Annotated in this window: 9 protein-coding genes; 7 read left to right on the top strand and 2 right to left on the bottom strand. The window is 48.6% G+C overall.

Features of this window, described 5'->3' with window-relative positions; translation table 11 throughout:
- The first annotated feature begins 359 nt into the window (after positions 1 to 359).
- The 3 genes from ACTHS4_RS11150 to aroG all read left to right on the top strand — a co-directional run bounded on the left by ACTHS4_RS11150 (position 360) and on the right by aroG (position 3,096).
- Positions 360 to 857, top strand: a complete 498-nt coding sequence (locus tag ACTHS4_RS11150; protein ID WP_070825596.1) for an XAC2610-related protein — start codon at positions 360 to 362, stop codon at positions 855 to 857.
- A 239-nt stretch (positions 858 to 1,096) separates the two neighbouring features.
- Positions 1,097 to 1,774, top strand: a complete 678-nt coding sequence (locus ACTHS4_RS11145) for a TIGR02117 family protein (RefSeq protein WP_070825595.1) — start codon at positions 1,097 to 1,099, stop codon at positions 1,772 to 1,774.
- Between the two features lie 278 nt (positions 1,775 to 2,052).
- Positions 2,053 to 3,096: a 3-deoxy-7-phosphoheptulonate synthase AroG gene (gene aroG, locus ACTHS4_RS11140; protein ID WP_070825594.1), complete on the top strand. Its 1,044-nt coding sequence runs from the start codon at positions 2,053 to 2,055 to the stop codon at positions 3,094 to 3,096.
- Positions 3,097 to 3,286: 190 nt separating this feature from the next.
- Here aroG and ACTHS4_RS11135 read toward each other — a convergent pair whose 3' ends face one another.
- A complete protein-coding gene (locus tag ACTHS4_RS11135; RefSeq protein ID WP_070825593.1) occupies positions 3,287 to 5,464 on the bottom strand; it encodes a TonB-dependent siderophore receptor in 2,178 nt (725 codons plus the stop codon).
- Positions 5,465 to 5,675: 211 nt separating this feature from the next.
- Complete coding sequence (gene wrbA / locus ACTHS4_RS11130; protein ID WP_070825592.1) at positions 5,676 to 6,281, bottom strand: NAD(P)H:quinone oxidoreductase; 606 nt, start codon at positions 6,279 to 6,281, stop codon at positions 5,676 to 5,678.
- Positions 6,282 to 6,380: 99 nt separating this feature from the next.
- Here wrbA and ACTHS4_RS11125 point away from each other — a divergent pair, with 99 nt between their 5' ends.
- The 4 genes from ACTHS4_RS11125 (at position 6,381) to xth (ending at position 11,095) form a co-directional block, all read left to right on the top strand.
- Positions 6,381 to 7,583: a YihY family inner membrane protein gene (locus ACTHS4_RS11125; protein WP_440365945.1), complete on the top strand. Its 1,203-nt coding sequence runs from the start codon at positions 6,381 to 6,383 to the stop codon at positions 7,581 to 7,583.
- 99 nt (positions 7,584 to 7,682) lie between these two features.
- Positions 7,683 to 9,464, top strand: coding sequence for an extracellular solute-binding protein (locus ACTHS4_RS11120; protein WP_070647224.1), 1,782 nt, complete (start codon positions 7,683 to 7,685; stop codon positions 9,462 to 9,464).
- A gap of 414 nt (positions 9,465 to 9,878) precedes the next feature.
- Positions 9,879 to 10,157, top strand: coding sequence for an ArsR/SmtB family transcription factor (locus ACTHS4_RS11115; protein ID WP_070584561.1), 279 nt, complete (start codon positions 9,879 to 9,881; stop codon positions 10,155 to 10,157).
- A gap of 167 nt (positions 10,158 to 10,324) precedes the next feature.
- Positions 10,325 to 11,095, top strand: a complete 771-nt coding sequence (gene xth, locus ACTHS4_RS11110; RefSeq protein ID WP_440365944.1) for an exodeoxyribonuclease III — start codon at positions 10,325 to 10,327, stop codon at positions 11,093 to 11,095.
- Positions 11,096 to 11,197 lie beyond the last annotated feature (102 nt).

Below are 11,197 nucleotides of genomic sequence, written 5' to 3'. Positions count from 1 at the left end.
GAAATAGACGAAAACCTGTTTTGGAGTTTCAGCTGTCGAAGGAAGGGCTTTTTTGCAAAGGTCTCAGGCCGTCTGAATATTTCAGACGGCCTTATATCTCTTTTTTATCTTTAAAATTTTGGTAAATATGAATGAATCAATACTGCATATTCAGATATAATCTTTGAAATCTAGGAAGCAAAGTTATCCAATATAATGACTAGCATCCTAGACATCTAATTGTATTAGAGAAGTATATATCCTACATACAAAAGTACTCATCTTCCCTGCTACATTTTAAGGTCCAAGCGCTCTAAGCTAAACTCATTTGAACAGTTTGGTAGGAACTTGTTTAATTCGTTTTGAACTTGAGGTATTTTATGAAAAAACTGGTCATTTTTGTATTAGCAATTCTATCTACTTCTGCTTATGCAACACAGCCACTAAAAGAAAGTGTTTATCCTTCAGTAACAAATTTTCCTTTTGAAATTAGAGTCAATCCGCTTTCCGATATAATTTATAAAATTAGCATTACAAATAAAAAAAATAAACAAACCCAAACTATTGAGAGTATGTCAAATCCTCCGCTTACCGCAGATCATTTGATTCAAATAAAAGATCTAAATAATGACGGATACCCTGATATTATCTTAAAGGGCTTCCCTGTTGCAGCATCGGCAATTAATGGCAATGAACTTTACATGTTTAATCCCAAAACTGAACAATTTGTGGAAACTGAAGATATTACACAGCTCGGGGAAATTCATGCTAATAGAAAAAATTGTATTTATGTTGATTATAGAAAAAATGCAATGGAATACGCCCAAGACCATTATTGCTGGCGTAATGGAAGATGGAATTTTATTAAAACCAAGTGAATTTTTATTAAGAGATAAAAAATAAGAATGGCTGTTAAAACCAGCGACTTTTATTCTAAAGGTATTTTAAACTCACAAGGCCGTCTGAAAGAGATTTCAGACGGCCTTTTTTATTCAAGTTAAACAACCATTTTTATCATTAGTCGCAAGATACCTACTACCCACTCATTTCTAATGAAAAAAGTACAAATTTAATGGAAAATACACACCTTCAAACTTAATTGCCTTTAAAAAAACGAATGCGCTCCTTTCTCCACATCCTCAAGAAAATCGGCAAAATAGCGCTGATTATCCCTATTTTTGCCCTATTGTATTTTTTGTCTGCTTGGATGATGGCTTCATTGCCGCTTAATGAAGAGCAGCCCAAAGGGGAAATTACTTTATTTTTAGTCAGTAACGGTGTGCATACTGATGTAGTCATGCCGCTGAAGAATGATATTTTTGATTGGTCAGATGTCGTCAATCCGAAAAACACGCTCTCTGCTGATCCTCAAATAACGCATATCGGTTTAGGCTGGGGGGAGCGCAATTTTTATTTATACACGCCTGAGTGGAAAGATTTGACTTTCTCCAATGCTTTAGGTGTATTAAGCGGGCTGAACCGTACGCTGATTCATGTTACTTATTATCCTTTTGAACCACGAGAAAATAGCCACGTCGTCAAATTTTTGGTCACGCCTGAGCAATACAGGAATTTAACAAAATCGCTCTTGGCCGGTTTTCAACAAGAAAATGGGCACCCCATCTTGCTAAAAGGAATCCATCATCAATCTAACGATGCTTTTTATGAAGCCAAAGGACGCTATCATTTATTCAATACTTGTAACACTTGGCTGAATGACAAATTGGTTGAAAGCGGCCTTAAAGGCGTGTATTGGACTCCTTTCTCTTCGCCCTTGCTGGAACAATATCGATAGCCTTCACGCTTCTCAATTTATGGGTCTATGTAAAACTTCAGGCCGTCTGAAATTTTCAGACGGCCTGTATTTTGATAAAAACTCAAAGCCCTTTATTATATAAATGAAATTTTTAAATAGCATTAAATATTAATTTTTATAAACAAACTGATTTTAAGTTCTATAAAATAATTAAAATAAAGAAATTTTAGAATAAAATTGCTAAAACAAAAAACTAAGCCTTGTTTAATTCCGCTAAAACCTGTAACCTGTATCAAAAATAAACAAGAGAGTTCATCATGTCCCAACACCACCCTACCGACGATATTAAGATCAAAGAAGTCAAAGAGTTACTCCCTCCAATCGCACATTTGTATGAACTGCCTGTTACGCCTCAGGTTGCCAATTTGGTTTATAAAACACGTCATGAGATTTCGGATTTGGTTCACGGCCGCGACAACCGTTTGCTGGTCATTATCGGCCCATGTTCGATTCACGATACTAAGGCGGCGGTTGAATATGCGCAAAAATTGCTGCCCTTGCGCAAAAAATATGAGAAAGAGCTACTGATTGTAATGCGCGTGTATTTTGAGAAACCGCGTACAACCGTTGGCTGGAAAGGCCTGATTAACGATCCTCACTTGGACGGTACGTTTGACATCAACTACGGCCTGCGCCAAGCGCGTCAGTTGTTGCTGACTTTGAACGAAATGGGCATGCCTGCTTCGACTGAATTCTTGGACATGATTACGCCGCAATACTACGCCGACCTGATTTCTTGGGGCGCGATTGGTGCGCGTACGACTGAAAGCCAAGTACACCGCGAATTGGCCAGCGGCCTCTCCTGCCCTGTCGGTTTTAAAAACGGTACGGACGGCAATCTGAAAATCGCCATCGACGCCATCGGTGCCGCCAATCATCCGCACCACTTCCTGTCTGTAACCAAAGCCGGTCATTCCGCGATTGTCCACACCAGCGGCAACCCTGACTGCCATGCGATTTTGCGTGGAGGGAAAGAGCCTAATTACAGCGCGGAACACGTTAAAGACGCGGTTGCGCAGCTTCAAAAAGCCGGTGTGAGCAGCAAACTGATGGTGGACTGCAGCCATGCCAACAGCCGTAAAGACTTCCGCAAACAAATGGATGTGGCGTGCGATGTTGCGGCGCAGCTGAAAGCCGGTGAAGAAAACATCATGGGCGTGATGGTGGAAAGCCACTTGGTTGAAGGCCGTCAAGACAAGCCTGAAGTTTACGGTCAAAGTATTACGGATGCCTGCATCGGTTGGGATACGACTGAAGAATTGCTGGCCCTGCTTGCCGAAGCGAAAGGTCATAAAGCGTAAGTGCGACATCATTAAAAAGACCGGATATGTTCCGGTCTTTTTTACGTCTGTCATTTTGATTTCTTTGCTCAAGATCCCGAGCAATTTTTAGTCAGGTTTGACATCAAAACAATATGAGAAAAAAATTCAGGCCGTCTGAAAACCCGATGATTCAGGTTTTCAGACGGCCTGTCCTACTTCTGCTATTCAATTAAAACGTATGTTTAACCGTTGCAGTCACACTACGCGGCGTGCCGTAAACGTGAATATCCGGCATGGTGCGATAGCGTTTGTTAAAGACGTTTTCAAAGTCCAAACTGATGCGGGTGGATTTGCCGATTTTGTAATGACCGGTCAAGTCCAGCGTTGCATACGGACGTTGGGTCAATGCGGCGGCGGCGGCTGGATTGATGTCTGCAGGGTATTCGTCCAGCGTGTGGCTGCGGCTTTGCCAGTTGACGTTGGCACCCAGGTTCAAACGGTCGGTTACGTCATACGCGGTAAAGAGTTTGAACAAATGAACCGGATAAGACGGATGCAGTTGAACCCCTTCGCTGTCTTTGATTTTAGAACGTGCATAAGACGCATTCAGCAGCCATTTATCACTCAGGCGGCCGCCGACAGAGAGTTCCACGCCTTTTGTTGTGGTGTTGTCGGCTGCGCGGTAGTATTCCTCGCCATTCGCGAATTTGCCTGCGACAACGCCCAAATGGTCGCGTTTGTTCATAAAAACGGAAGCGGAAGCATTCAGACGGCCTTCAAACCATGACGCTTTCAAACCGGTCTCGTAGGTTTTGCCGCGCTGCGGTTTGAGCGCCGCGCCGTCTTTGGTCAGGTAACGTACTTGCGGACGGAAAATGGTGGTGTAAGATGCATAGGCGGTCAGATTGTCGCCGATGTCGTAGGTTACGCCCAAATAAGGAATGAAAACATTTTGTTTGTGGCTGCTGTGTGCGAATTTGTTACGGCTGGTGCTGTAACGGTAACGCCAATCCACAAAACGGCTGCCGCCGATAAAGGCGAGTTTGTCGGTCAGTTTGAAACGGGTCGAGCCGTAAACCGACAGGTTTTTCATGCGTGAAAAACCATCGCGCAGATACGGCATATCGGGTTTGGCGATATTGCCGTTAAAGAGGCGCAAATCAGGAATCGTCGATTCGCCTTCTTCATAGAAAGACAGGTTTTCTTTGTTGTCCTGATAGCTGATGCCCGCATTGAACTCATGCGAACGGCCCAACGCTGGATAATTGCCGTCCAAGGTCAATGAAAAATTCTGGTCGCGGTATTTGCTGCGGTCGCGGTCGGATGTAAAGAGCGCGGAGTAATCAGAATTAATGACAAAAGTACCGGCAATGCCTGAAACAATGTCGTTTTTACCCGAAACATGGCTGTAATCGCCTGTCAGTTTCCAGCCGTTATCAAACTCATGGCTTAGGGAAGTGAACACTTCGGCGCTGTTGTCTTTGCCGTATGCCCAGCGTGCGGACGAATTGCTGCGCGGCGAAGACTCAAACGGTATGAATCCAGTACGGCGCGAACCTGCTGCGGTCAGGTAGCTGAAACGCGAGCTGCCGGTATTGCGGAAACGGTGTATTTCCGTACCGAGGCGCCATTCGGTTTGCGGCGTGATATCGTAAGACAAAGTGCTGTAGAAAGTGTGATTGTGGCGCGAAGTGTTCGGCAGGTAATCACCGCCATGGTCGCTGACCAAAATAGCGCGGCCGCGCAAGGTATTGTCTGCATTCAAAGGCTGATTGGCATCAAGGACGAAGCGGTAGTGGTTCCACGAACCGACACCGGCTTCTACGCTGATGGCTGGCTTGGCAGTCGGTTTTTTGCGTTCCAAAGCAACCGTACCGCCCGGCTCGCCCATACCGCCGTTTGACAAACCGCTTGCGCCGCGTACAACGACGACTTGTTCGTACAACGTGCTGTCCAGATTGTTGGTACCGCGGCGGATGGCTTTACCGTCGTAAAGGAACTTGGGCGCACCGTCCACGGAAATGCTGTCAATCGCCTGACTGCGCGAAATAAATTGGCTGTGGCCGGATACGTTGTTGCCCATTTTGCTGTGGAACACGCCCGGCGTTTGTTTCAACACGTCCTGCAAGGTATCCAAACCTTGGTCGTCCATTTGTTTTTCTGTGACAACGGACAAGGACTGCGGCGTTTCGCGCTGGGTCAGGCGGATGCCTGTCGCGGCAGAGGAAGCGGGAATGGTGTAGTTGGAAGTAGTCTGTTTTCCGACACCTTGGACGGTAACTGTCGGTAAATCGACACGCTCTTGCGGCTGGGTATTTTCTACTTCGGTCGCGAAAGAATACGCCGAACACAGTGCCAGACTGACGGCAAAGCTTAATTTGCCATAGGGGAATACAGGTAGTGACATAGCCTCTCCAATTAGCTGATGTTTCAATTTGGTGGCAGATTCTATCAAAAAGATGTAGTCCGATGAAACTATGTTCTAATCACTATTTTCTAAGTAGTTCGTTTAATTCAAAATATTTATTTTTAATCTAGTCCTAATTAACTAAAAAGGCCGTCTGAAAACCCGCATCATCAGGTTTTCAGACGGCCTTAATCTTTTTATTACAAGGTAATCAGTCTGCCAATTTTCGTGCCAATTCTGCCAAACGTTTACCTTGTGCAAAGGCAATGTCGTTTTCTTCGGCAGTCAATGCCGGCTTGCTGTCGTGGCCGGAAACATGGCTTGCGCCGTAAGGCGTGCCGCCGCTTTGAGTATTGCTGAGCGCTGACTCGGTATATGGGATGCCGCTGATGACCATGCCGTGGTGCAACAGGGGCAGCATCATGGTCAGCAGGGTGCTTTCTTGGCCGCCGTGCAGCGAAGATGTGCTGGTGAATACGGTGGCAGGTTTGCCGACAAGTTCTGCGCCGAGCCAAAGGGGAATGGTGCCATCGATAAAGTATTTCATTGCGGCGGCCATATTGCCGAAACGTGTCGGGCTGCCGAGCGCAAGGCCGGCGCAATTTTTGAGATCGTCGGCAGTCGCGTATGGCGCGCCTTCATCGGGAATGGCTTTTTCAACGGCTTCGCAAATGGTGGAAACTTTGGGAACGGTACGCAACACGGCTTCGCAACCGTCCACGCTTTCGATACCGCGTGCGATTTGGCGGGCAAGGTTGCGCGTGCTGCCATTTTGGGAATAAAAGAGAACGAGGATTTTCAGAGGATTTGGGTTCATTTGGGGTTTCCGTTACAATGCTGTCAGGTTTCAGACTGCCTTTTGAATACTCGGGCCGTCTGAAAAGAAGAAATTTCAATTTAAAAGTGGGAAAAGGTTATGCCGTTTTCGCAATGGTGGCAAGGTTTTTTAAAGAGTAAAGGCGTGGCGTTCGCTTGGTTTGTCGTGCGCCGTTTTGATGAGGAGCGTGTGCCGCAGGTTGCGGCAAGCATGACGTTTACGACGCTTTTGGCTTTGGTGCCCGTGTTGACGGTGATGGTCGTCATCGCTTCGGCCTTCCCTGTTTTTGACCAATGGTCGGGGGAATTTGTCTCTTTCATCAATCGTACCATTGTGCCGCAGGGCGCGGATATGGTGTTTGACTACATCAATGCGTTCCGCGATAAGGCCACCAAGCTGACGGCCATCGGCAGTGTGATGTTGGTCGTAACCTCGCTGATGCTGATTCGGACGATAGACAATGCGTTCAACCGGATTTGGCGCGTCAATTCGCAACGGCCTTGGATGATGCAGTTTTTGGTGTATTGGGCGTTGCTGACGTTTGGACCTTTGTCTTTGGGCGTGGGCTTGTCGGTCGTGATCGGTCAGGTGCAAGTAGTAGGCGGCTCGGAATGGCTGAGGGTCATCACTACGGTTTCATTTATTACGCTGCTGCTGTGGGGCTTATACCGCTTTGTACCCAACCGTTTCGTGCCTGCCAGCCATGCTTTGGTCGGCGCGGCCGTAACGGCGTTTTGCTTGGAAACGGCACGCTTTTTGTTCGCTTGGTATATGGGCAACTTTGACGGCTACAAATCGATTTACGGCGCATTTGCCGCGGTACCGTTTTTCCTGTTGTGGCTCAACCTGTTATGGACGTTGGTATTGGGCGGCGCAGTTTTGACCTCGTCCCTGTCCTACTGGCGCGGCGAAGCATTCCGCCGCAGTCTGGATGCGCGCGGCCGCTTTGACGATGTATTGAAAATCCTGCTGCTGCTCGATTCTGCCCAACAAAGCGGCAAGGCATTGCCGGTGCAGGAGTTCAGACGGCATATCAATATGGGCTTTGACGAATTGGGCGAGCTTTTAGAAAAGCTGGCGCGACACGGTTATGTCTATTCCGGCCGTCAGGGCTGGGTCTTGAAAATGGGAGCGGAGTCCATCGACTTGGCTGAGCTGTTCAAACTCTTTGTCTACCGTCCGCAAACGCTTAATAAAGACAAGGTCAATCAAACGGTTGATCACATTATGCAGCCCTGCTTGGAAACCTTAAACATGACGCTGGCCGAGTTCAGTGCCCATACGAAAAAACAATCCTCTTAAACCTGACGCCGTCTGAAAGCAAAAATATCAAGTTTCAGACGGCCTTTGCTATAATCAGCACACTACTGAATACTACATTCAACCTACAAGGAAAAATAGATGAAAACACCAGCCCTACTCTCGCTGCTCGGTCTGATTCCATCTGCCGCTTTTGCCGCCCACGGCGTAAGCCTTGGCCAACCACCGAAATATCCGGCCAACTTCACCGCTTTCGAATACGTCAATCCCAACGCCCCGAAAGGTGGCTCGTTTACCACGCCTTTCCTCGGTGCTTTTGACACGCTCAATCCCTTTACCCTCAAAGGCAACCACGAATACGGCATCAGCATGCTGACGCTCGACACTCTGACCGAGCAAAGCATGGACGAACCTTACGCCGTTTACGGCCTGATTGCCGAAGACATCGCCCTGGCGCCGGATGGCCTTTCCGTTACCTTCAAAATCAACCCTAAAGCCAAATTCCACAACGGCGACCCCGTTTTGGCCAAAGACGTTGCCGCTTCATTTAACATCCTGACCAAAGACAAAGCCGCCGCCCCCATGTACCACTTCTACTGGAGCGACGTAGCCAAGGTGGAAACGCCCAGCGATCGCACCGTCGTGTTCCGCTTCAAACAGCGCAACTCAGAATTGCACATGATTCTCGGCAGCCTGCCCGTCTTCTCGCATAAAAGTTATCCCAAAGGCCTGGCAGCCGCTCCCAACAGCCTGCCGATCGGCTCCGGCCCCTACCGTTTTGCCAAAGCCGAAAACGGCCGCATCAGCGAGTTTGTCCGCGACAAAAACTACTGGGCGCAAAATCTGCCCGTGCGCAAAGGCCGCTACAACTACGACCACATCCGCATCAAATACGTCAAAGACGAAGTTGTCCGCATCGAAGGGCTGAAAGGCGGCCAATATGACTTCGTACAAGAAAACGTCGCCCGCAACTGGGCGCGCGCCTACTCCGACGAAGTCCTCAAAAAACGCAATCTGTCCAAACACGAATGGATACAAAACAGCACGGCCGGCATGCAAGGCTTCGTCATCAATATGCGCCACAAGCCCTTGGACAATATTTACGTCCGCCGCGCCTTGATTGAAAGCTTCGACTACGAAAGCGTCAACCGCCGCATCTTCTACGGCGCATACCGCCGCACCGACAGCTTCTTCACCAACAGCACCATGGCCGCAACCGGCAAGCCGGACAGCGCGGAAACCGCATTGCTCAAATCATTGGGCACCAAGCTGCCCGACGGCGTATTGGATCAAGACGTCCCTATGCCGCCGGTTACCGACCCCAAACTGGGCGTGCGCCCGAACCTGCTCAAAGCACGCGCCCTGCTTGAAAAAGGCGGCTATCAATACAAAAACGGCAAAGCAGTCGACAAACAAGGCAAACCGCTGACCTTTGAATTCCTCGCACCAAGCAAAAACTACGAACGCATTACCTCCAAATGGCAGAGCGACCTCGCCAAAATCGGCATTACCATGAACGTGCGCACCGCCGACTCCGCCGTGTACCAAAAACGCATGAACGACTTCGATTTTGACGTGACCACCGGCTACTACGGCAACAGCGAAAGCCCCGGCAACGAGCAATACGACTACTTCAGCTGCGCCGCCGCCAAAACCGAAGGCAGCCGCAACCTATCCGGCGTCTGTCATCCTGCGGTTGAAAAACTGTTGACCCATTTCAACAGCTTTACCAACCGCCAAGAGCTGCAAACCACCTCGCGCGCGCTCGACCGACTGATCCGCCACCAATACACCATCGTTCCAAACTGGTTCGCCGACCGCTACCGCGTCGTGTACCGTAACGATGTCGGCATTCCGTCCAAGCTGCCGAAATACTACGACCCCATCACCTTCGCCATGACCGCAGGCTGGAAGAAAAAGTAATCGCATTTCGACAACACGTCCAAGCGTCTGACAAGCCCTTGGCGTGTAGTCCTAAGCATAGAATCATAAAACCTAGTTGTTTGTTTAAAAACAATCAATTGGCTGATTCAACACAAACATAAAAGAAAAAACAACTTAAAGCCAAATCAAAGGCCGTCTGAAACATCCGTCAGCAAAATCATCTGCAACGGAACATTTCAGACGGCCTTTTCGTCTCTTTTCAATCCATTTTCACAACCGAAGCAAAATCTCGAAAATGAACAAAAAATTGCAAAACAATGTCCTCAAATTTTACAAAACCGTGTACACTGCAAGGTAAGAGTTTGAATTATAAAGTTAATCTTAATAAAAACCACAATCATCCAAATTTAACCCAAATCAAGCATTCATATAACAGACAAAAGGAACAATAATATGGAAATCAAGCGTCTCTCTACCATTCTCAAACTGATTGCCAACCCCGAACGCATGGCCATCCTTTTTCTACTGCTTAACGGCGACCGCAGCATTACCGAACTGGCACAAGCGCTCGACTCCTCCCCGACCGGCATCGCCAACCACCTCGCACGCCTGCGCACCGAAGGCATCATCGATTTCACGCGCTACCACCGCATCATCGAATACCGCCTCATCTCCGAAGAAGCCACCACCATCCTCAATACCCTGCGCACGCTCAAAGACCAAGCCGAATAAACACATTATTCCACATCACAACATCAAAGCCGTCTGAAACATCAGCTTTCAGACGGCCTGCCACTTTCAGCCCATATCGAAAAATAAACCAATCCGCTATACAATACCGCCCATGCCCACAGGCGCAATCAGCCGCCTTCCCACCCAACAGCACACACGGAAACATCATGAAAATCGCCACTTGGAACGTCAATTCCCTCAACGTCCGCCTGCCCCAAGTACAAAACTGGCTGGCCGACCACCAAGCCGACATACTCGCCTTACAAGAACTCAAACTCGACCAAGACAAATTCCCGGCCGCCGCCCTGCAAATGATGGGCTGGCACTGCGTCTGGAGCGGCCAAAAAACCTATAACGGCGTCGCCATCATCAGCCGCCACGAACCGCAAGACGTACATTGTGGCCTTCCCGCCCTTCCCTACGACCCGCAACGCCGCGTCATCGCCGCCACCATCAACGGCGTACGCGTCATCAACGTCTATTGCGTCAACGGCGAAGCCCTGGACAGCCCCAAATTCCAATACAAAGAACAATGGTTTGCCGCACTGACCGAGTTCGTCCGCGCCGAAATGGTCGCCCACCCCAAACTCGTACTGCTCGGCGACTTCAACATCGCCCCGGCCGATGCCGACTGCTACGACCCCGAAAAATGGCATGAAAAAATCCATTGCTCCTCCATCGAAAGACGATGGTTTAAAAACCTGCTCGACCTCGGTCTGACCGACAGCCTACGCAAAATCCACCCCGAAGGCGCGTTCTACACATGGTTCGACTACCGCGGCGCCATGTTCCAACGCAAACTCGGCCTGCGTATCGACCATATCCTCAGCAGCCCCGAACTCGCCGCCACACTTACCGACGTCACCGTCGACCTAGAAACCCGCGCCCAAGAACGCCCCAGCGACCATGCTCCGGTAATCGCCGAGTTTGACTGTTAGATTTTGAAGCAATATAGACAATAAGGCTGAGACCTTTGCAAAAAAGCCCTTCCTTCGACAGCTGAAACTCCAAAACAGGTTTTCGTCTATTTCCGCTCCTAA

The organism is Neisseria sp. P0014.S009, from assembly GCF_051958155.1.
Lineage (GTDB): Bacteria > Pseudomonadota > Gammaproteobacteria > Burkholderiales > Neisseriaceae > Neisseria > Neisseria flavescens_C.
This window is presented reverse-complemented; position numbering and strand designations above follow the sequence as displayed.

Excerpts from the sequence above, each read along its gene's own strand:
- ACTHS4_RS11145 (WP_070825595.1), top strand. The coding sequence starts at position 1,097 with ATGCGCTCCTTTCTCCACATCCTCAAGAAAATCGGCAAAATAGCGCTG.
- ACTHS4_RS11125 (WP_440365945.1), top strand. The coding sequence starts at position 6,381 with ATGCCGTTTTCGCAATGGTGGCAAGGTTTTTTAAAGAGTAAAGGCGTG.
- ACTHS4_RS11150 (WP_070825596.1), top strand. The coding sequence starts at position 360 with ATGAAAAAACTGGTCATTTTTGTATTAGCAATTCTATCTACTTCTGCT.
- ACTHS4_RS11135 (WP_070825593.1), bottom strand. The coding sequence starts at position 5,464 with ATGTCACTACCTGTATTCCCCTATGGCAAATTAAGCTTTGCCGTCAGT.
- wrbA (WP_070825592.1), bottom strand. The coding sequence starts at position 6,281 with ATGAACCCAAATCCTCTGAAAATCCTCGTTCTCTTTTATTCCCAAAAT.
- ACTHS4_RS11115 (WP_070584561.1), top strand. The coding sequence starts at position 9,879 with ATGGAAATCAAGCGTCTCTCTACCATTCTCAAACTGATTGCCAACCCC.
- ACTHS4_RS11120 (WP_070647224.1), top strand. The coding sequence starts at position 7,683 with ATGAAAACACCAGCCCTACTCTCGCTGCTCGGTCTGATTCCATCTGCC.
- xth (WP_440365944.1), top strand. The coding sequence starts at position 10,325 with ATGAAAATCGCCACTTGGAACGTCAATTCCCTCAACGTCCGCCTGCCC.
- aroG (WP_070825594.1), top strand. The coding sequence starts at position 2,053 with ATGTCCCAACACCACCCTACCGACGATATTAAGATCAAAGAAGTCAAA.